Source organism: Rhizobium sp. L51/94, from assembly GCF_019355555.1.
In the GTDB taxonomy this organism is placed as follows: domain Bacteria; phylum Pseudomonadota; class Alphaproteobacteria; order Rhizobiales; family Rhizobiaceae; genus Rhizobium; species Rhizobium rhododendri.
This window is the reverse complement of the sequence record NZ_CP072144.1, coordinates 306,173-326,177: the sequence shown is the minus strand read 5'-3', so window position 1 is coordinate 326,177 and position 20,005 is coordinate 306,173. Positions and strand designations below refer to the sequence as shown.

The following is a 20,005-nucleotide window of genomic DNA, read 5'->3' as shown; positions in this document are numbered from 1 at the left end:
CTGGTACAAAAAAATGCCCCGGCAGCATCATGCAGCCGAGGCAAATAGATTGGGGTCTCAGCTGGCCCAGTTGTTGGCGCGGAAGTCCATGGCGAAGGCGGGCGCTGCCTTCCATTTCAGGGATGATTTCATGCCAGTAAATACCGCGTTCTGGTGGAGGACCTGGTAGGCCGGATCTTCGCGCTCGCAGATCTCGAGCATGCGAGCAAATGCCTTCTTGCGGGCCGCGCGGTCTGTCGATGTCTCGAGGATTCCAGCCATCTGGTTTGCCTCGGCGTTGAACCAGTCCTTCTGCTGCTGGGTATCGCTGTTCGGTCCGAACTGGCTGACCATGCAGGAGACTGGATCGTTAAAGGCGGGGGATGCCGACCAGTCGCGTACGCCCTTCATGCTGCTTGCATCCTGGATCTGGGCCCAGTTTTCCTTCATCTGGATCTCGACATTGATGCCGACCTGTTTCCACATCTCGACCATGATCTGGCCGTTGGCCGTCTGGTTTGTGTAGTAGTTGTTGAGCAGGCGGAAAGGGATGGCATCGCCCTTGTAGTTGGCCTGCTTCAGGAGATCCTTGGCCATCTCCGGATTGTATTCCGGAACCGTCCATCCCTTGATGAACATCTCGCCATATGAGTCAAATTGCAGGCCGGCCGGGATGTTCGTCTTGCCTGCCCATAGGGCATCGACGATGGCCTGGCGATCGATCGCATGGGTCATGGCACGGCGCACCAGCGGATTGGCGAGCACCGGGTTCTGAGTGCTGAAAACCGAGATGCGGTGGTTTAAAATGGTCGAGCCCTGAACCTCGAAGCCCGAAGTTGCCTGGACGGCACCTATCTGGTCCGGCGGCAGGTCGCAGGCGAAATCGAACTGGCCGGAGAGAAGGCCGTTCACGCGCGACGAGACTTCAGGCACTTCGACGAAGCGGATTTGCTCGAGCGGAGGGCGGCCGCCCCAGTACTGGTCGAAGGCCAGCAGCGTCAGGGATACGTCTGGCTTGTACTCGCCGACCATGTAGGCGCCTGTCGTGATCGGCTTGCGTGCCCAGTCGAGATAGGAGGGGGCTTCATCCCAGGCGCGGCGATTGGCGATCTGGCTGCCGAAGGCGTAAAGCCGGCCTTCGAGCGTGACATCCGGCGTGACATTGTGGAACCGTACCGTGTACTTGTCGACAGCCTCGACACCGGCCAGTGCCGGCCAGAGACGTCGTCCGACGCCCGGGAAGGTGGCCGGCAGTTCCTTTGCCGTCGTCGGCTTGTTGTCGGCCTCGAAAATGGTCTTGCCGCCTGCAGGCTGGCTGTTGCCGAAGACGCGCTGCGGCGAGAAGCTGAACACGACGTCATCGGCAGTCAGCTCGTCGCCATTGTGGAATTTGACGCCCTGGCGGAGCGTCAGTTCGAGTGTTTTTTCGTCGATGCGTTTCCACTCGGTGGCAAGACCCGGGATCGGCTCCTGGTTACCCATCCAGTTGCGGACGATCAGGCCTTCCCACAGATTGGGGAAGAATATGCGCTCTCCGACGTTCGACTGCTCGTACCAGATATCCAGCGTGTTGTTGATGGTGATCTTCTGGACTGCGACCGTGATGGACGGGCGCTTGCCCTGGCCCATCGACAGTTTCGGGAGCATGAGACTGCCGGCGGTCCCGCCGATCAAACCGAGGGCTGCACGCCGATTGAGTGAAATCATGGTAATCTCCTGTGAGCGGCATTTCGCCTCGTCGCAGGGGAGGGGTATCCGCTCGCTGGATGTCACGTCGTTGAAACTGGGGTGAATTTTTGGTGACACGGGTGCATCAGGCAGTCATCCGTTCAACCATGGGAAAGAGGAGCGCAGAGCGGAGGAGCAGATTTTCGCCAGCGGCGAATGCGCAAAACTGCGCTCGTGCGGCCGTAAGCGACGGTCGGGGAAAGGCGCCTTGGCGAGCCGTTCCCTTTGATCGACATGCCTATGCCCGCCAGGAATACGCTGGCGGGCATAGGTCGTTCGGGTACCGTTGTTGGCTAGAGGTTGCCGAGGAGGTCGTTGACGCGCGACTCCATATCCTTGAGGGCAGCGCCCACATCCTTCTGGCCGGTGACGGCCGAGCTCATTTCCTGGCCGATGATGTCCTGAATGGCGAACTGGCGCTGCACTGCGGAGGGAAGCGGCGTGCCGAGTGTCGTGATCGAAGAAATGGTGTCACGATGCGGCAGTGCCAAGAATTCCTTGGATGTCAGCACGGCCTTGATCGCCGGCAGATGGCCGGTGCGCGACCAGTCGAAGTCGTTGTCGTGGAAGAATTTCAGGAACTTGCCGATGGCGGCCATCTGTTCCGGCGAGCGATCCTTCTGCGATACCGCCCAGCTATGTCCGTCGGCATACTGTGCCTTCTTGCCGGGGAAAAGCTGCGGATAGGGATAGACGGCATAGCCGCCGGCATTGAGCGAGGTTCCGGCCTTTTCCGACGACGCAGTGTAGTCGCCGATCATCCACGTGCCGTTCAGATGAACGCCGCCTTCGCCGGCCAGGAATGCATTGATGCTGGCGGAGTAGTCGAGATCCTTGGTCGTGTCGCCATTGTCGAAGATAGCCTTGTACATCTCGACGACTTTTCTGGCTTCCGGCGTATCCAGTTTCACATGCTTGGGATCGGCGAAGAAATCGGAATCCTGCTGAAACAGGTAGGTGTAGAGATTGCGGGTATAGAGAGCGACCTCGTTGGCAAGGTTCTGGACGAAATAGGGCTTGCCGGTCTTTTCCCGGAATTGCTTTGCCTGCGCCAGAAGCTCGTCGACGTTTTTCGGCAGTATCGGTGTGCCGTCGGCATTGACGAGACCGGCCTTCTTGAAGAGACCCATGTTGATGTGGAAGAGCATGGTCCAGTTGTCGATCGGCAGGCCGTAGATCTTGCCTTCCTTGGTAACGCCGCTGAGGCTTGCCTCGGTGAAATCGGTAGAGGCGACGCCGACAGATTTCAGGACATCGTCGAGCGGCATCAGCAGGCCTCTCGAGGCATAGTCGCCGAGCACCGACTGGTGGATCGTGACGATATCCGGCGGGTCGCCAGCGGCGAACTGCGCCGTCAGCTGGTCGTAGCCCGGCCATTCCACAGTGGTGACGCTGACGTGCACATCGGGATTGTCTGCGTTGAACTTGTTGATCAGCGACGTCATGATACCGCATTCGCCCACCGCCTTGGATACATCGGTGTTGGTGCCGAAATCCGCATCGCAGGCGCCGAAGAAGCGCTGCACAGAGAGTTCGGTTGCGGCAAAGGCAGGACTTGCCCCGGCGAGAGCAACGACCGAAGCCGCCGCTAGCAGATATCTCCTGAAAATATGCGTCATATCATCTCCTCCTCGTGGGGTCGTTAACCCCTGTTGGCCCCTCCCAGGGCATTGTCTTGACGTGTCAGGCGCGTGGTAGTTCAGCGGACGGCGTTACCCGAGACCGCCGTGACGATGTACTTCTGGAAAAACAGGTAGAGAACGAGCACCGGCGCGCCGGCAAAGACGGCCTGCGCCATCAGGAAGCCCAGTCCCTCCGACTGGGCAAAATTGCTTTGCGTCGAGGCCATGCCGACGGTCAGCGTGAACATGTCCTTGCGCGTGCCCGAGATCAGCGGCCAGAGGTATTCGTTCCAGGAATTTAGGAAGGTAAAGATACCGAGGGTCGCCTGTGCCGGGATGGTGAGCGGCAGCAGGACCTTCCAGAAGATCTTGAACCGGCTGGCATTGTCGAGCAAAGCCGCCTCGTCGAGCTCCTTCGGAATAGCACGGAAATACTGGGTCATCAGGAACACGCCGAATGGCGCCGAAAGGCCAGGCAGGATCAGCCCCTGATAGGTGTTGTGAAATTTCAGCCAGCTGAAGATCTGGTGGCGGGCAATCAGCACGGCCTGCTCGGGAACCGCAAGTCCAAGCAGCACGATGATGAACAGTACGTCGCGGTAGGGGAAGTTCAGCCGCGCGAAGCCATAGCCGGCGAGCGATGCGAGGATCAGGGTCATGATGGTCATCGTGCCCGACACGATCAGGCTGTTGAGGATCCAGCGGAAGACCGACGACGTGCCGAGGATGTCGATATAGTTCTTGATCGTGTAGGGAGCCCGAAAGACGGCATTCATATCCGTCATCAGTTCCTTGTTTTCCTTCAGCGACAGGGCGACGACCCAGACCACCGGCGCCATCATCACGATGGCAACGGCAATCACCAGCCCCAGGATGATGCGGTCGCCGACGGAGCTTCCGATCGTGGTGGATGTCGGGTTGATGCTCATCCTTCTTCCCCTTGCCGGCGAGAGAACAGGTATTGCGCCATGGCCGCAATCAGGATCAGCACGAACAGCACCTCCGAGGCGGCGGCCCCGAGGCCGAGATCCCACTTGGTGAAGGCGGTCTCATAGATGTAATAGACGATCGGCTTCGAAGCGTTGTTGGGGCCACCCTGGGTCAGCAACTTGGACTGGCCGAACAGCTGGAACTGCAACACGATCTGGATGATGACCACGAGCACGAAGGTGCGCCGTATCGAGGGCAGGGTGATGTACCACAGCACGCGCCAGCGGCTGGCATTGTCGAGCGCCGCAGCCTCGTAGATATCGCCGGGTATCTGCTGCAATGCCGAGAGGAAGAGCATCATCGGCAGTCCGATGCACCACCAGATGGTGGCGATGGCAATGGCGATCATCGCCAGGTCCTGATTGGACAGGAAGGCGGGCGCGGTTGCCCCGAACCAGCCGTAGATGGTCGTCAGCAATCCGAAATTCGGCACGAAGACGATCCGCCAGATCAGCGTCACGATTGTTACCGACAGCACCGAGGAGGAGAAATAAACTGCGCGGAGGATGGTGGCGGTGCGCGTCTTGCGGTTCAGCCCCAACGCCAGCAGCAGGCCCATGACCGCGAGAAGCGGCACGGTGAGGGCAACGAAATAGAAGGTGTTGCCAATCGACTGCAAGAATATCTTGTCGTTGTAGAGCCTCAGATAATTGCCCAGGCCGACGAATTTTCCGACGCCGAAGGTGTCCGCCTTGTGGACGCTCAGCCACATGCCCCAGAACAGCGGCACCACCAGCAGGGTCACGAAGAAAAACAGGAAGGGCACGATGAAGAGCGCATTGCGCCACTGCGGAGCGTTGACGCCCAGGTGACGGCGGCGTGCAACCGCTGATACCGCAGGACGTGCGAGGGACAGCGCGGCCTCAGCCATGAAGGCTCTCCTCGCAATGCCACGCGCGTCCATCCGCATCGAAGAGATGCACTCTGGTTCCGTCGATGGCGAGGGAGACGGTATTGCCGACAGCCACTCGGCTGTTGCCGATGTCTTCGGCGACGATGATGCTTTCGTCAGCCAGCCGCACGTACAGCAGCGTCCGGTCGCCGAGCCGTTCCAGCACATCGACCTTGCCCGTCACGGCAGCTGGCGCCGATCCGGCGAGCTTCACCGCCTCGGCGCGGATGCCGAGCGTGTAGTCGCCTCCGGCAGCGATGCCACCGGGCCGGATGGCGGTCTCCACCGTGCTGCCATCGGCAAGGGTCGCCTGAAGAAAACCGTCGCGCTCCGACAGCTTCACAGAAAGGAAGTTCATCGTCGGCGAACCGACGAAGGCTGCGACGAAACGGCTGGCCGGTCTTGTATAGATATCCATCGGCGAGCCGATCTGCTCGATCCGGCGGTTGTTCATCACCACGATGCGATCGGCCAGGGTCATGGCTTCGATCTGGTCGTGGGTGACGAAGACCATCGTCGATTGCACGCGGTTTCGCAACTGCGCCAGTTCAAGCCGGGTGCGCACCCGCAGCGCCGCATCGAGATTCGACAGCGGTTCGTCGAAGAGAAAGGCTTTCGGTTCCTTGACGATGGCGCGGCCGATGGCGACGCGCTGGCGCTGGCCGCCGGAAAGCTGACCAGGTTTGCGATCGAGCAGATGGCCGATTTCCAGCATGCGGGCTGCTTCCGTCACGCGGGCCTCGATCACATCAGCTGCAACCTTTATGTTGCGCAGGCCGAAAGCCATGTTGTCTGCGACGGTCATGTGCGGATAGAGCGCGTAGCTCTGGAACACCATGGCAATGTCGCGCTGGCCCGGCGGAAGCGTATCGATCCGCTGCCCATTGATCGAGATCGTCCCCTCGTCGACGGTTTCGAGCCCGGCAATCATCCGCAGAAGAGTAGACTTGCCGCAGCCGGAAGGCCCGAGGAAGACCATGAACTCGTTGGCCTTGATGGTCAGCGACAAGCTGTCGAGCACCGTCAGGGCGCCGAAACGTTTGCTGACATTCAGAATTTCGATATCAGCCGTCATGTCGGCACCTGTGCGCCGGACGCTGAAACGGAAATTCTGATATCGATATGCGAGCAGCAACCGTTACAGATGAACCTGCCAGCCGTTGCGGCGAAGTTCTTCTCGGTCCACGACTGCGCCAAAATAGAAGCTATTGCTTCCATCTTCTCCTCCCAGAGACGTCAGGCATCGCTGCAAAGACGTTAAGACAAATGATGACAATGTCAACAGATAGGCGATATGTATCGCCTATCGTGATATATAAAAATCAGGCCTGAAGCCGGATCATGCGGTAGGAAAGCGGCGCAATCGACGCGCTGAGAGCTCCGTCAGACACGCTCGCACCGGCCGCTTTGCGCGGGACGACATTGTCCGGCTTGCCGGCGGTGTTGGTGATTGCGAGATCGGGGTGCGCAATCTCCTGGTCGTCGATCACCGTCAGGGTGCCGAATTCCAGAAGGGCGATGCCCAGATCCAGCGCTTCCTGCTGGTGCCGGTTTACGATGAAGAAAGTGATCGTCCGGGACGTGTCGTCATGGACAGCGGAGATGTCGAGATAGGGGATGTCGCCAAGGCCATCGGCTGCATAGGTCGGGCTGTCGACGATCAGCTTCAGCGCGGTGCCGCGGCCATAGACCGATGCGAAATAGTAGGGGTAGTAGATGGTCTGTCGCCAGGCCGGGCCGCCCGGTACGGTCATGATCGGGGCAATGACGTTCACCAGCTGCGCAAGGCAGGCAATCTTCACGACATCGGCGCGGTTGATGAAGGTGTTGAGGATGCAGACGACCTGCAGGACATCCTCGAAATTGTAGTCGTCTTCCAGAAGCGCCGGCGCATGGGGCCAACCGCTGGCGCCTTCGAGGATCGCCTTGTCGCGTTCCTTGGAATGGTACCAGACGTTCCACTCGTCGAAGGAAATATAGACGTTCTTTGTCGAGCGCTTCTTCGCCTTGATGTACTCGATGACGCCAGCGACTGTACCGATGTAATTGTCGAGTTCGACGCTTTTTGCGAGGAAATTCGCAGTGTTTTTAGCGCGGTTCTCGAAATACATATGCAGCGAGATATAATCGACCTCGTCATAGGTATGATCGAGGACCGTGGCTTCCCACTGGGGGTAGGTCGGCATGTGGGCGTTGGACGAGCCGCATACGACCAGTTCCAGCGAACTGTCGAAGGCCCTCATTGCCTTGGCGGTCTCGTGCGCCAACCGTCCATATTCGTCCGCCGACTTGTGTCCGATCTGCCAGGGGCCATCCATCTCGTTGCCGAGGCACCAGAGCTTGACGTCGAAAGGTTCGGCGCGGCCATTGTCGCGTCGCTTGTCGCTCCATTCGCTGCCGCCGGGATGGTTGACGTATTCGAGGAAATTGCGGGCTTCGTCGAGGCCGCGCGAGCCGAGATTGACGGCGAGCATCATCTCGGTGTTGGCGGATTTGCACCATTCGGCGAATTCGTGAATGCCGACCTGGTTGCTCTCGGATGTGTGCCATGCAAGGTCGAGCCGCGTCGGACGGCTCGCGCGCGGCCCGATGCCGTCTTCCCAGTTATAGGCCGAGACGAAGTTGCCGCCGGGATAGCGCACGACCGGAACGTTCAGCTCCTTGACGAGATCGATGACGTCCTGGCGCATGCCGTTCGCATCTGCGGTCGGATGGTCCGGTTCGTAGATGCCGGTATAGACGGCGCGGCCGAGGTGCTCGATAAACGAGCCGTAGAGGCGCGGATCGATTTCGGAAATCGTGAATCGGCTGTGCGCGGTGACCGCAACTTTCATGGCATCCTCCACTATATCTTATTTCGTGATTTGTATCACGATTTAGGGTAGTAAAGCGGATGCCCCTGGCGGGGTCAAGTGGAATTTTATGAGGCTTTTGGCTCGCGGCGGGTCTTCAGTCTCAGCAGGATATCCTGGTCGTAATTTCCGAACCCTCGTCCGAAGATGTTGATCCCGCCTGGGTGCTTGGCATCGTCCCGCACCCCTATACGCAGGCGGATGGAGTGGTGCTCCTCGAGTTTCAGGTCTGCCAGCGAAATGTCGGAGATGCGCAATCCGTCGACAAAGGCGCCGTCGTCGGTGATGCGGAAATTCTTGAGCTTTCCGTATTGCGATCCCTTCAGTTTCCACCAATCGGGGGTGAAAACGCCACGTTTGTCGCCGAAATCGCCGGGAGACGTCCAAGTGCCGACATCGACGCCGTTGACAGAGAGAGTGATATCCGAAGGCCAGTCGGCGCTGGTGCCGGGCACTTCCGAGCTCAGTTCCATGACGAATTCTATTTCGCGGACGCTGGTATTGGTCAGCCGCGCGTTGTTCGGGAACTGGTATTCGACATGGCCGCGAGTGAACCAGATGAGCGCTGTTTTCATCCGGTCGGGGTCGAGAAAGGTGCTGGGAACATCGAGCAAGCCGATGATACCATCGACCGAACAGAGGCCGCAGGGAGCTGTCACCTCGAAGCTGGTGTAGAGACCAAGCGGCATGGAAACTTCCACGGCGTCCGCTTCGGTTTCCTTGATGTCGTTCTTGAAGACAACGAGAACTTCGTCGTAGACGCTGTAACAGACCTTCTGGTTGCCTTTTCGAGCCTTGTGCGTCTCGGTGCGGATGAGGCCGGCCTCTTCGAGCATCTGGACATTCGTCGATACGCTGGATTGCGGCAGCGACAGGATATCGGCGATCTCGTTGACATTGAGAGGCCCCTTTTCGTGCAGCAATTTGAGGATGGAAACCCGCGCAGGCGAGGCGAGGCCCTTCAGCACGGACATGTCTTCCACGGGGTCGACGACAAGGAAATTGCGGCTCATGAAAGTCCGATCAGCCTTCAGGAAATGGATGATCTTCTATATCGAGAATTTTGATTTATTCAATCGTGCATCAAACGGCACGTTCAACTGACGGGGGTCGGCTTGGTGTCGGACCTGGTGCGGCGGCAGCGCTCCGAGCAGAACTTGACATCGCTCCAGCTGGCAGCCCATTTCTTGCGCCAGGTGAAGGGCAGGCCGCATGATGCGCAGATTTTCGTCGGCAGGTCCGCCTTCTTTTTCATTTTCGGCATGGTGCGGGTCTCGTCATGGAGAGGCGGGGCTTCATTAGACTTTCTCGCCGGTATCGAGTTTCTGGAGAAACGCTGCAGCGCTGGCCCTGTATGCTTGTCGCTTGCCATCCTCCATGCGGTTCCAGGATGCGTAGACCTGCGCCAGACGCTGATTTTTCGACAGGACGGATTTGTTGCGATCGAGGAAGTCCCAGTAGAGCGCGTTCAGCGGACAGGCATCGTCGCCGACCTTCTTCGATACGTCGTATCGGCAATCTTTGCAGTAATCGGACATCCGGTCGATATAGGCGCCGCTGGCGGCATAGGGTTTGGACGCCATGAAGCCACCATCGGCAAACTGGCTCATGCCGATCACGTTTGGAAGCTCCACCCATTCGAAGGCGTCCGCATAGACAGACAGATACCATTCGTGGACGGCGTGGGGATCGAGGGCAGCCAGCATAGAGAAATTCCCGACCACCATCAGGCGGTGGATATGGTGCGCATAGGCATGGGTCATCGTTTGCGTGATGACAGTCGAAAGGCAGGTCATCTCGGTGTCGCCGGTCCAGAAAAACGCCGGAAGCGGCCGGCTGGCTTCGAAGACATTGCTGTTTTCATATCCTGGCATCTTCAGCCAGTAGATGCCTCTTATATATTCCCGCCAGCCGATGATCTGGCGGATGAAGCCTTCCACCGCATTCAGCGGCGCCGATCCTTCGAGATAGGCCCGCTCTGCTGCGCGGCAGACAGCCAGCGGGTCGAGCAGGCCGATGTTGATATAGAACGATAGCAGTGCGTGGTTGAGAAACGGCTCGTCTCTCAGCATCGCATCCTGGGTTTCGCCGAAGTTCGGTAGAAAATCACGTATGAAAGCCTCGGATGCGGTCTCTGCATCGGCGCGGGTGACGGCAAATCCGAAGTTCTTCGTCGAGCCCATGTTCCCGGCAAATGTCCGCTCGACGAGATCGAGGACCTCGGTGGTGATCGCGTCAGGTTGGAAAACCGGGTGCTTCGGGCGAAACATATCCGGTTTTGCCGGCTTTCGATTTTCGGCATCGAAGTTCCATTTGCCGCCCTCGGGTTCCGCGCCTCGCATCAGCAGGCCGGTTTTCCGGCGCATGTCGCGATAGAAATATTCCATCGTCAGTGAGCGTCTTCCCGCCGCCCATTCCCGGAACATCGCTACGGAGCACAGGAAGCGGGTGTCGGTCCTGATCTCGACGGGAACTTCGAGGGTCGATTTCCAGCCTTCCTGCGACTGCAAGACCCGCCATTCGGAACCCTCGGTGACGACGACGCCCTGAGGCGACACGGCGGCGACGGCGCGGGCGAGTTCGCCGGTAAACGAGCCGGCATTCTCGGGGTCGTCCAGTCGCGTATATCGCAGCTCGAACCCCCTGGCGCGAAGTTCCTCGGCGAAATGCCGCATGGCCGAGAAAATCAGCGCAATCTTCAACTTGTGATGCGGCACATAGCTCGCTTCTTCGATGACCTCGCACATCAGGATCACATCCTGCTCCGGATCGGCGCCTTCGAGGCTCGAAAGGGAGGCGGACAGCTGATCGCCGAGAACGAAGATGAGGTGACGGACGGGCTTCATCGCAGGGCTTTCAGGTGAGGGACATCTTTTGGTGCAATCCCTTACGCTGTCGAGGCGTTACCGGATCTTTTGAAAGCTGCGCGCTCCGCTCGGCAATGTAGGGGCTGCCGCGTTGAATTTCGGCGGACACGCCATATGTCCAGTCCGGGATGGACTGGATGGGTGTTGCCCTGATGCCGGTCGGAACGAGGAGGCTCTCTTGAACAAGCTGGATGGAACCGTGTGCCTGGTGACAGGTGCCGGCCGGGGCATAGGCCGCGAAATCGCTCGTCATCTCGCCAAAGCCGGTGCCGCAGTCGCAGTCGTGGCACGGACTGGCAGCGAGATTGCCGAAACGGAATCGCTGATCCGCGAGGACGGCGGGACGGCGTTCGCACTGCCAGTCGACCTCGTCGATCGGCATGCGGTAGAGCGCGCGACTGCGCTCATCGCCGAAAAGCTCGGCCCGGTCGACCTGCTGGTCAACAATCACGGCTCCTTCCGTGCGTTCGGACCGATCTGGGAATGCGATCCCGATGTCTGGTGGCAAGATGTCGAAATCAATCTGCGTGGCAGCTTTCATACGTCGCGATCGCTTGCACCCGCGATGCTTGAGCGCGGCAAGGGCCGCATCGTCAACCTTGTCGGCGGCGGCACCGGCAACAGCTTTCCGAACGGCTCCGGCTACGCGTCGAGCAAGGCAGCGATTATGCGCTTTACCGAATGTCTCAACGATACCACCAGGGAAGGCGGTGTTCTCGCTTTCGCGGTGGATCCGGGACTGGTGCGGACGACTATGACGGAAATGCAGCTCCTGTCGGAGGAAGGGAAAAAGCACCTTCCCGCAATCCAGCAGCTGTTTGCCGATGGCGTAGACGTGCCTCCGTCGCGTGCCGCCGGCCTCATCGTCGATATCGCCAGCGGCCGCTTCGATGCGCTGTCGGGGCGTTTGCTGCGCGGCGCCGACGATCGCGATCTGCTGGAAAAAGAGATGAACGAAGTGGTCGCCACCGGCGGCAGGGCGTTGCGTTTCACCAGCCTGTTTCCCGAGTAGATGCGATTTCGCACGCGGGACCCTGCGGTTACTTTCTCCGGGCTCGGGTGACTCTCTTCTGGATTGCGGATGAGTATCGCTACTCGTGGATGCAATCATGGCGAGGTTGCCAATGAAGAGTGTTTTTGACAATTTGGACTTTTAACTGCGCATAGAGCTATACCGCATTGCATTGCCAGCAGCCAGATTCCGGAGTTTCCATGACCACGACAGCAGAAGCCTTGAAACCTCTTCTTTGGGAACCCAAAAACCTGGTACGCGCGATTCAGGCGGCCGGCGTCACATTATGGTCGTGGAATGTGGACACGGATGCCTTGGCTATGGACGATCATGCCTATGACTTGTGGGGAATTCCGCGCGGCCAGGATATCAATTTCGAAGACCTTTCTGCCCACATCCACCCGGCTGACCGTGATCGCGTGCGGGCTGCCTTCACGGCGACAAGGGCTCTCATCGGCGCCTACGAGATCGATTTCCGCGTTATAATCGGCGAAGAGCTCAAATGGATTTCGGCGCGCGGCCAAGGTGACGATGCTGGAATGGTCAAGCGGATCATGTTCGGTATTTTTATCGATGTCACCGGACGCAAGCAGGCGGAAGAAGGCCGTGAACTGCTGGCTGGCGAGATGAGCCATCGCGTCAAGAATCTTCTGGCGATCGCTGCAGGGTTAACGGCTATCACTTCCCGCTCGACTGAGACCACCAACGATATGGCGCGAGAGCTGACACTGCGGTTGACGGCTCTCGGTCGTGCCCACGATCTGGTGCGGCCCGTACCCGGCCAGACGAAGGAAGCGTCGGCGCTTCTTGGCGACCTGCTTACCGTTCTGCTTGCGCCCTATGACGATCTCGGCGCATTCAGCGGGCGTATCCGCGTTTCCGTACCGCGCATGAGCGTCGGGGAATCGGCAACGACAATCCTGGCGCTGATCGTCCATGAACTGGCAACCAATTCCCTGAAGTACGGTGCGCTGTCGGTGGATACCGGGATACTCGATGTTTCATGCTCGGCGCATGACGAAGCCGTGACGATCGTTTGGACAGAGCGCGGGGGACCCAAGGTCCGCGCACCCACCGGCGTCGGAGGCTACGGCAGCAAGCTCGTCGAGCGAAGCGTTACCGGCCAGCTTCAAGGTTCCATCAAGTACGAATGGTTCGAGGGCGGCGTTGTGGTCACCCTTGTCGTCAATCCGTTGCGGCTTGCGAAGTAGAGCGGATAGCTCGGTTCCGGTTTATGACGCTGGCGTCATCCCGGAGAGCACCAATTTTGCCCATCTGACGGCAGCGTCGTCATCCGGAAATTGCGTGGTATCGACATCGTAGACCGGGCCGATTGCGGAAGGGCCGGCCCGTTTGGCCAGTTCGATCAGTTCTGGGATATAGGAAGCCCCGGGATGGCCGGGAAGGCGTTTCTCCAGCCGGGCAGCATATCGCTCTGCCAGGATCTCTCCCGGCGCGTGACACCAGATCTCGGCAATGTCCGTGGCGCCGGACATTTCTATATGCTCCTTAAGGAGTTCGAGCGGCTGAAAGCCGAACCACGCATCGACTATGAAGGTCGAACCGTCGGGCGCATCGCGGATAACCGACCATATCGCCTTATAGCTCGCCTTGCCGAGCGTCCGGTTGAACAACCGGTCGACGTCTTCGATGTATTCGAGAAATGGGTTCTTGACCGTGTCGAGGGCAAGGATCGGCCATCCCGTTGCCTCGGACACCGCATGCGAGAGGCGGCTCTTGCCCGATGCGGGTATGCCGTTGACCATGAGCACGCGTTTGCCGCTGGCCTGGCGCGAAGGCCAGCCTTGCCGCTGCCTGGCGAGTTCGTGGGCTGCGAGCCCTGCGCCTACTATGCCCGCATCGTCACCGAGTGCTGCGGCTCTGACCGGCGTGCAGTTCCAGCCTGACACGGCCGGAAGAAACGCCAGCGCCTCGACTGCCGCCTGTCCCATGCCTCCACCGAGCAGCAGCATGGCTGGATCGAAGGCTGCCGATAGTGTTCCGAGCGCCGCGCGAAGCGGTCCCGCCCAGTTCCTGATGACGCCGAGGGCGCGGTCGTCTCCGTCCCGTGCCTGGCTGAGGATATCCTCGAACCGCGTTCCGGCCGGATATCCGGCTTCGTCAAGGTGGCGCCCAAGCGCGGTTCCCGAAGATTCGGTTTCGACGCATCCGACCTGTCCGCAGATGCATTGCCGGCCGCCGTGGTTGACGACGATATGGCCAAGCTGCCCGGCACTTTGCTTGCCGTTGACGATACGCCCGTTTTCCATCGCCGCACCGCCGATTCCAGTGCCGATCGTCAGCATCACGGCGCTGCGGGCGCCGCGTGATGCGCCGACGCCGGTCTCGCCGAGCAGCGCCATGCTGCAGTCATTTGCAATGGCCACCGGCTTGCCGAACGCGCTTTCGATCAGCGTCCTGAAATCGCAGCTCGACAGATCGAGATAACCGCCGGACAGCACGGCCCCCGCATGGGCATCGACGCGCCCGGGAACGCCGATGCCGATGGCCACGACCTGTGGACCATCGATCTCGCGGATGAGGCCTGAGATGATGTCGATGGCCGTTTCCCGGTCGCGGCTCCCGGGAACGATCTTCTTGCTCAGGATCTCTCCGGTCGCGGAGATCAGTGCAGCGCGAATATTCGTACCGCCGATATCGACGCCGATTGCACATTGCTGCGTTTTCATGTCTGCGACCGGACCTTATGCTGCCTTGCTGGTGCGCGTATTGTAATAGCGCGCAATGATCGCCTGGATATCCTTCAATCTCGAAACCGCGATCGTCGAAAGCTTCTTTTCCGAGATTTCCCGGTCTATCGAAATGCAGTCCTTCCAAAGCGAACGGCCTGCAATGACGCCCGAAGCGCCGTTCTTCATGGCTGCTTCGACCTGGACGAGAAAGGTCTCGTGATCGACACCGGCCGACAGCACGGCCCATGGAACGTTGCCGGCAAGCTTGGTGATGTTGGCGCAGGCTTCTTCCGAGCCAGGGTAAGGGATCTTCAGCACCTTGGAACCCAATTCCAGGCATGCGCGCGAGCCTTCGAAGATCAGGGCCGGCACTTTCGCTTCGTATTCCGCAGGGCTTTCACCTTCGAGCCGGTAGGTCAGGAACTCGACGACGAGCAGCAGATCCTCGCGACCGAAATCCTCGATGAAGTGCTTCAATGTTGCAAGGTTCTGCGTGTTGGCCTCCGGAACATCCATGCGCAGATAGACCATGATCTTGCCGCCGGTGCCGCCGAGTTGGCGAACGCGCCGGGCATCGATGCCTTCCACCATCTTGGAAATGCGGTAGCCTTCCGGCGATGTGTCCCAACCGGATGCGTCGAGGCCGATCAGAAGCCCGGTGTCGCGCGGAAGAATGCCGCGATCAACGAGATGCGGTACGGCGCAGATCGGATCGACCAGCACGCAGCCGGCGTGGGCGGCGAGGTGGCGGGTAATATCGGCCTTGGTATCGCCGAGCATGTCGTTGCCGATCTTCGCCTGCTCCTCGGGCGTCGAGGCGAGAAGCGACCGCATTCCGCCACGCTGGTCGCACGCGATCACCATCATTGCGCCGTTGGCTCCGCAGATTTGCTGATACGCGCGCTGTTCCGCTGTCGTCATGGCTGTCATCACATCTACTCCCTGTCCGCTGAATTATGGGCGGTTGCTGATCAATTGCTCGACGGAGCCTCTGAAAACGGTCACAATTCTGCGATGCGCCACCGGGTGCGGTTGGCGATGGGATAGCCTTGATTTTTAGGCATTTCGGCAGGATTGCGGTTTAGCCGCTTTTCAGCGATAACTCCTCCAAGTCTCGTTCATGTAACACGTTTCAGAAAGGAATTGCAAGAGTGCCTCCGCAGCCTTCGCAAGAAACTCCGGCATCGCGCGCCATGCTGCACATGGTTGCAAAGCTGCACTATGAGGCAGACATGTCGCAGGTTGACATTGCCAAGAAGGTGGGTGTCTCGACGGCGACGGTGTCCCGCCTGCTGCAGAAGGCCCGTGCAGTCGGGATTGTCAGGATCGAAGTTCTAGACCTCGCCTCACCGGACGAGATCAGGCTCGAACTGATCGAGGCGCTCAAGCTGAAGCGCGCTGCGGTGATCGATACGCCGGCCTCGGGGGTTCTGGGGTCTCTCGCTGCCCCCTTGGGAAACCTGCTGAAAGATGAGGGCCTCGGAACCGGCTCGGTGCTCGGCATAGGCTGGGGGAGGGCTATTCGCGAAGTGCTGATGGTTGGCCTGCCCCGTATTCCCGGTATGCTGGTGGTGCCGTTGAACGGCGGCATGCAGCAGGCGGCGCAGCACTTCCAGATCAATGAGTTTGTCCGCCTGGCTGCCGAACATGTCGGCGGCACGCCCCGTTTCCTGCACGCGCCGTATCTCTCTTCGACGGATCTGCGCGAGGCATTTCTCAGCGACCCCTTCGTGCGCGAGACCACTGGTCTTTGGGACCGCATGGATTGCTGCATCGTCGGAATAGGACTTCCCCACGCCATAAATCCACCCGAAGCGAGTGCCGCCACGCTGAACGAGCAGGCGCTGAGTGCCGTCGGCGATGTCATCCGCCACTATGTCGACATCGATGGCCGGATGCTGACCTGGGTAGGCGAGGAGCGGATGATTGCAGCTTCGCCCGAGCAATTGCGTCGTACCGGATTGGCGATCGGCGTCGTTGCCACCGTCGAGAAGGCGGCCGGCGTCATCGGCGCAGTGCGCGCGGGCATGATCAATGCCCTCGTTACGGACACCGCCACCGCGCAGGCCATCCTCGACATTCTGCGCGCGGAAGCGACACGCTGAGCATCTCGGAAAGTCCATTCGCATTCATTCAAAAATAAGGAAATTCGTTTCAGGAAGAAATTTCACTTGACGAGAGGTGCATCTCGGCATGAGGATCGTGTTGGCCGGTTTCCAGGAGGGGACGCCGTCTAGCATAGAACACTAGCTCATAATGGAGGAGACTATGAAGCGTCGTTCATTCTTCAAGGTTGCCGCTGCTGCGGCAATTGTAACATCCACAGCCCTGACCGCAGGTCACGCCGGTGCTGCGGACAAGAAATATACAATCGCACTCGTACCCGGCCTGACCACAGACGCTTTCTACATCACCATGCGCAAGGGTGCCGAGGCTGCTGCCAAGGCTGTTGGCGCTCAACTGGTGTTCCAGGGTGCACCCGATTTCAATCCGGTCACGCAGGTGCCGGTGCTTGACGCGGTCATTGCCAAGAAGCCTGATGCCATCCTGATCGCCCCGACCGACAAGGACCAGCTGGTCCAGCCGCTGAAAAAGGCGAGCGACGCCGGTATTCCGGTTATCACCGTCGATACGTTCATCGGCACGGGCGTGTATCAAACCGGCGCCGGCAATGCCGATTTCCCGCTCTCCTACATCGCATCCGACAATGTGCTCGGCGGTGAAATCGCTGCCCGCGCGCTGGCAACTGCCGTTGGCGACAAGGGCAAGGTCTATGTCTCCAACGTCAAGCCGGGCGTCTCGACGACCGACCAGCGCGAGCAGGGCTTCAAGAAGGAAATGGCCGCCAACCATCCGAATATCCAAGTGCTCGACACGCAGTTCAACGACAACGATGCCAACAAGGCAGCGTCCCAGGTTCAGGCAGTCTTTGCCCGCAACCCGGATCTCGTCGGTGTGTTCGGCGCCAACCTGTTTTCGGCTCTCGGATCGGCCACAGGCGTCAAGCAGGCGGGCAAGACGGGCGCGGTCAAGGTCGTCGCCTTCGATGCACCGACCAGCATGGTCGACAATCTCAAGTCCGGCCTGGTCGATGTTGCCATCGCCCAGCATCCGGCCGAGATCGGCTATTTCGGTGTCATGGCCGCCTATGCGCACCTGACCGGCAATTCCATCCCGACCGCAATCGGCACGGGCTTTACCATCATCAACAAGGCCAATGTGTCCGACCCAAAGGTCGCGAAGTACATCTACTCTGACTAATCCAAAGGGCGCCCGCGGTCGGTCTCTATCCTCCGCGGGCGGTTTCCAGCGTCAATTTGTAACGCATGCAGCCTTAGGCCGCAGGCCCTGCTCCTGGATGAAAAAATGACAAGCACTGTCGAAACCCCGCCGAAGGCGGACCTGCATGTCGCGCCTCAGGCGGACCATGCCGACCAGACCAAAAGCCTGATCACGCGGATCGCCCAATTGCGTGCCTGGTTGTTTCTCGCCGCGCTGATCCTCGTGTTCGAGATCTGGTCACGCCTTTCGTTCGGCGGAACATTCGTGTTCTCGCCTTTCAATTGGCAGTCGATCGCGATCTTTGCCGTTGCGCCGCTGCTTCTTGCCATCGGCCAGACCTTCGTCATCATTTCGGGCGGCATCGATTTGTCGATGGGCTTTATCATGGGGCTTGCCGCCGTGGTGGCTGCGCACATGACCAACATAGCCGGCCTCTACATGCCGCTGCCGGCTGCCATGATCTTCGGCATTCTCGTCGCCATCCTGGTCGCCACCATTCCGGGCGTCGTCAACGGGCTGCTGATATCGCGGCTGAAAGTTCCGCCCTTCATCGGCACGCTCGGTATGTTCGGCGTCGCACGCGGCGCGGCTTTCCTGCTCGCCGGTGGAACGACGGTGCCTGTCAACAACGACTATTTCGCCATCCTGGGCAACGGCCGCATCTTCGGCATTCCCTACCTGGTCATCGTCACGGCGGTGTTTGTGCTGCTCATGCATTACCTGCTCAGCCAGACCCGCTTCGGCCAGCATAACTACGCGATCGGCGCCAACGCACAGGCTGCCCGTCGCGCCGGGATCGATATCAAGCGCCATCTGATGCGGCTTTACATGCTGTCGGCGGCCTGCGCTGGCCTTGGCGGTGCGCTCTATGCCGCGCGCTTCACGGCAGGTGCTGCCCAGGCGGGCGAACCGCTGTTACTCGATTGCGTTGCGGCCGTGGTCATCGGTGGTGCCAGCCTCTTTGGCGGATCCGGATCGATCCTCGGAACCGTTGCCGGCGCGCTGGTCATCGCCGTCATCCAGTACGGTCTCGTCTTCCTCAATGTCGAACCCTTCTGGCAGTTCATCGCCGTGGGCGTCGTCATCATCATTTCGGTTCTCATTGACCAGGCCCAGCGCCGGTTCACCGGAGCAAAGCAAGATGAATAGCCAGACCCCTCTGCTCGAAGTCCGCAACCTGTCCCGCAGCTTCGGCGCGGTCAAAGCGCTGGAAAACTGCTCGCTGGTCGTCCATCCCGGCGAAGTGGTAGCGCTGGCTGGAGACAATGGCGCCGGCAAGACGACAATGATCAAGACGATTTCCGGCGTCTATCCGCCGACCTCCGGAGACATCCTCATCGAGGGCAAGCCTGTGTCGTTTTCCTCGCCGCAGGACGCGCGGGAAAAAGGCATCGAGACGATCTATCAGGACCTGGCGCTTGCCGATAACCTGACCATCGGTGCCAACATCTTCCTCGGCCGCGAGCCGATGAAAAAGGCCTTCGGCTTCCTGCCGGTCATCGATCGCCAGGCTATGGCCGAGGCTGCCCGCAAGACGATGGCGACACTGGATTTCCATGTAAAACGTCTCGATGCGCCGGTTAGCAACTTTTCCGGCGGCCAGCGGCAGGCGGTGGCAATCGGCCGTGCCGTCTACTGGAATGCCCGCATCCTGATCATGGACGAGCCGACGGCAGCCCTCGGCGTGCCCGAGCAGCGCAAGGTCGTGGCGCTCATCAAATCCCTGAAAGCGCAAGGGCGAGGCGTGGTTTTCATTTCCCATAACCTGCAGGATATTTTTGCCGTCTCCGACCGGATCGTCGTCCTGCGTCGCGGCATCGTTGCCGGCGAAAGAAAGATTGCCGAAACCACTCATGACGAGATCGTCAAGCTGATGATCGGCGGATAGCTGCAGGTCTCCTGGTTTCTCCGAACGGCGATGCAGGTCGCCGTTTGTGGACCTCATGCAGGGGTGCCTGCCGCAGTCAAACTCCTGAGCATTCTCGCATCGCCGGAAGACGCCGCAGAGCAATTGTGCGCAGTGCGGGGTGCTCCGGCGTGGGCTCTCATAACCTTGGGTAAAAGGCAGGCTCATCCCGCAAACATTAC

17 protein-coding genes are annotated in these 20,005 nt (G+C 59.8%); 6 read left to right on the top strand and 11 right to left on the bottom strand.

Annotated elements, in window-relative coordinates; genetic code table 11:
- Positions 1-57: 57 nt before the first annotated feature.
- The 9 genes from J5274_RS27300 to J5274_RS27260 form a co-directional block, all read right to left on the bottom strand.
- On the bottom strand, positions 58-1,686 hold the full coding sequence (locus J5274_RS27300; protein ID WP_142824973.1) for an ABC transporter substrate-binding protein: 1,629 nt from the start codon (positions 1,684-1,686) through the stop codon (positions 58-60).
- Positions 1,687-2,000: 314 nt separating this feature from the next.
- Positions 2,001-3,326 (bottom strand): ABC transporter substrate-binding protein, encoded by a 1,326-nt coding sequence (locus J5274_RS27295; RefSeq protein ID WP_142824974.1) that lies wholly within the window; start codon positions 3,324-3,326, stop codon positions 2,001-2,003.
- Between the two features lie 80 nt (positions 3,327-3,406).
- Positions 3,407-4,258, bottom strand: coding sequence for a carbohydrate ABC transporter permease (locus tag J5274_RS27290; protein ID WP_111221195.1), 852 nt, complete (start codon positions 4,256-4,258; stop codon positions 3,407-3,409).
- Entirely contained in the window at positions 4,255-5,190 is a 936-nt protein-coding gene (locus J5274_RS27285) for a carbohydrate ABC transporter permease (protein ID WP_142824975.1), read from the bottom strand. Before J5274_RS27285 ends, J5274_RS27290 begins: the two co-directional genes overlap by 4 nt.
- Positions 5,183-6,286 carry an ABC transporter ATP-binding protein gene (locus J5274_RS27280; RefSeq protein WP_142824976.1) on the bottom strand — a complete coding sequence of 368 codons (1,104 nt, stop codon included), beginning with the start codon at positions 6,284-6,286 and terminating at the stop codon, positions 5,183-5,185. Before J5274_RS27280 ends, J5274_RS27285 begins: the two co-directional genes overlap by 8 nt.
- A gap of 247 nt (positions 6,287-6,533) precedes the next feature.
- Positions 6,534-8,045: an alpha-N-arabinofuranosidase gene (locus tag J5274_RS27275; protein WP_142824977.1), complete on the bottom strand. Its 1,512-nt coding sequence runs from the start codon at positions 8,043-8,045 to the stop codon at positions 6,534-6,536.
- Positions 8,046-8,131: 86 nt separating this feature from the next.
- Positions 8,132-9,076, bottom strand: a complete 945-nt coding sequence (locus J5274_RS27270; protein ID WP_142824978.1) for a transcriptional regulator — start codon at positions 9,074-9,076, stop codon at positions 8,132-8,134.
- Positions 9,077-9,159: 83 nt separating this feature from the next.
- Entirely contained in the window at positions 9,160-9,327 is a 168-nt protein-coding gene (locus tag J5274_RS27265; protein WP_142824979.1) for a DUF2256 domain-containing protein, read from the bottom strand.
- 34 nt (positions 9,328-9,361) lie between these two features.
- Positions 9,362-10,909 (bottom strand): cryptochrome/photolyase family protein, encoded by a 1,548-nt coding sequence (locus J5274_RS27260; RefSeq protein ID WP_142824980.1) that lies wholly within the window; start codon positions 10,907-10,909, stop codon positions 9,362-9,364.
- A 199-nt stretch (positions 10,910-11,108) separates the two neighbouring features.
- On the opposite strand from J5274_RS27260, the gene J5274_RS27255 reads away from it, so the two are divergent.
- Together J5274_RS27255 and J5274_RS27250 are read left to right on the top strand one after the other, a co-directional pair.
- Positions 11,109-11,942: an SDR family NAD(P)-dependent oxidoreductase gene (locus J5274_RS27255; RefSeq protein WP_142824981.1), complete on the top strand. Its 834-nt coding sequence runs from the start codon at positions 11,109-11,111 to the stop codon at positions 11,940-11,942.
- A 200-nt stretch (positions 11,943-12,142) separates the two neighbouring features.
- Positions 12,143-13,153, top strand: coding sequence for a sensor histidine kinase (locus J5274_RS27250; protein WP_142824982.1), 1,011 nt, complete (start codon positions 12,143-12,145; stop codon positions 13,151-13,153).
- Between the two features lie 21 nt (positions 13,154-13,174).
- Here the strand turns inward: J5274_RS27250 and J5274_RS27245 are convergent, their stop codons facing one another.
- Positions 13,175-14,632 carry an ROK family protein gene (locus J5274_RS27245; RefSeq protein WP_142824983.1) on the bottom strand — a complete coding sequence of 486 codons (1,458 nt, stop codon included), beginning with the start codon at positions 14,630-14,632 and terminating at the stop codon, positions 13,175-13,177.
- Positions 14,633-14,647: 15 nt separating this feature from the next.
- The gene (locus J5274_RS27240) at positions 14,648-15,565 is read right to left on the bottom strand and encodes a tagatose-bisphosphate aldolase (protein ID WP_142824984.1); all 918 of its coding nucleotides are present in this window, start codon (positions 15,563-15,565) and stop codon (positions 14,648-14,650) included.
- Between the two features lie 263 nt (positions 15,566-15,828).
- On the opposite strand from J5274_RS27240, the gene J5274_RS27235 reads away from it, so the two are divergent.
- The 4 genes from J5274_RS27235 to J5274_RS27220 all read left to right on the top strand — a co-directional run bounded on the left by J5274_RS27235 (position 15,829) and on the right by J5274_RS27220 (position 19,805).
- Positions 15,829-16,740 (top strand): sugar-binding transcriptional regulator, encoded by a 912-nt coding sequence (locus tag J5274_RS27235; protein ID WP_142829478.1) that lies wholly within the window; start codon positions 15,829-15,831, stop codon positions 16,738-16,740.
- Between the two features lie 163 nt (positions 16,741-16,903).
- Entirely contained in the window at positions 16,904-17,896 is a 993-nt protein-coding gene (locus tag J5274_RS27230; RefSeq protein ID WP_142824985.1) for an ABC transporter substrate-binding protein, read from the top strand.
- A 105-nt stretch (positions 17,897-18,001) separates the two neighbouring features.
- Positions 18,002-19,066 carry a ribose ABC transporter gene (locus tag J5274_RS27225; RefSeq protein ID WP_142824986.1) on the top strand — a complete coding sequence of 355 codons (1,065 nt, stop codon included), beginning with the start codon at positions 18,002-18,004 and terminating at the stop codon, positions 19,064-19,066.
- Positions 19,059-19,805, top strand: a complete 747-nt coding sequence (locus J5274_RS27220) for an ATP-binding cassette domain-containing protein (protein ID WP_142824987.1) — start codon at positions 19,059-19,061, stop codon at positions 19,803-19,805. The genes J5274_RS27225 and J5274_RS27220 overlap by 8 nt, the downstream gene beginning before the upstream one ends.
- Positions 19,806-20,005: the final 200 nt, after the last annotated feature.

Bases quoted from the DNA above. Each gene is read 5' to 3' on its own strand.
- J5274_RS27260 (WP_142824980.1), bottom strand. From the start codon at position 10,909: ATGAAGCCCGTCCGTCACCTCATCTTCGTTCTCGGCGATCAGCTGTCC.
- J5274_RS27265 (WP_142824979.1), bottom strand. From the start codon at position 9,327: ATGCCGAAAATGAAAAAGAAGGCGGACCTGCCGACGAAAATCTGCGCA.
- J5274_RS27270 (WP_142824978.1), bottom strand. From the start codon at position 9,076: ATGAGCCGCAATTTCCTTGTCGTCGACCCCGTGGAAGACATGTCCGTG.
- J5274_RS27280 (WP_142824976.1), bottom strand. From the start codon at position 6,286: ATGACGGCTGATATCGAAATTCTGAATGTCAGCAAACGTTTCGGCGCC.
- J5274_RS27300 (WP_142824973.1), bottom strand. From the start codon at position 1,686: ATGATTTCACTCAATCGGCGTGCAGCCCTCGGTTTGATCGGCGGGACC.
- J5274_RS27250 (WP_142824982.1), top strand. From the start codon at position 12,143: ATGACCACGACAGCAGAAGCCTTGAAACCTCTTCTTTGGGAACCCAAA.
- J5274_RS27225 (WP_142824986.1), top strand. From the start codon at position 18,002: ATGACAAGCACTGTCGAAACCCCGCCGAAGGCGGACCTGCATGTCGCG.
- J5274_RS27290 (WP_111221195.1), bottom strand. From the start codon at position 4,258: ATGAGCATCAACCCGACATCCACCACGATCGGAAGCTCCGTCGGCGAC.
- J5274_RS27245 (WP_142824983.1), bottom strand. From the start codon at position 14,632: ATGAAAACGCAGCAATGTGCAATCGGCGTCGATATCGGCGGTACGAAT.
- J5274_RS27220 (WP_142824987.1), top strand. From the start codon at position 19,059: ATGAATAGCCAGACCCCTCTGCTCGAAGTCCGCAACCTGTCCCGCAGC.
- J5274_RS27295 (WP_142824974.1), bottom strand. From the start codon at position 3,326: ATGACGCATATTTTCAGGAGATATCTGCTAGCGGCGGCTTCGGTCGTT.
- J5274_RS27240 (WP_142824984.1), bottom strand. From the start codon at position 15,565: ATGACAGCCATGACGACAGCGGAACAGCGCGCGTATCAGCAAATCTGC.
- J5274_RS27235 (WP_142829478.1), top strand. From the start codon at position 15,829: ATGCTGCACATGGTTGCAAAGCTGCACTATGAGGCAGACATGTCGCAG.
- J5274_RS27275 (WP_142824977.1), bottom strand. From the start codon at position 8,045: ATGAAAGTTGCGGTCACCGCGCACAGCCGATTCACGATTTCCGAAATC.
- J5274_RS27285 (WP_142824975.1), bottom strand. From the start codon at position 5,190: ATGGCTGAGGCCGCGCTGTCCCTCGCACGTCCTGCGGTATCAGCGGTT.
- J5274_RS27230 (WP_142824985.1), top strand. From the start codon at position 16,904: ATGAAGCGTCGTTCATTCTTCAAGGTTGCCGCTGCTGCGGCAATTGTA.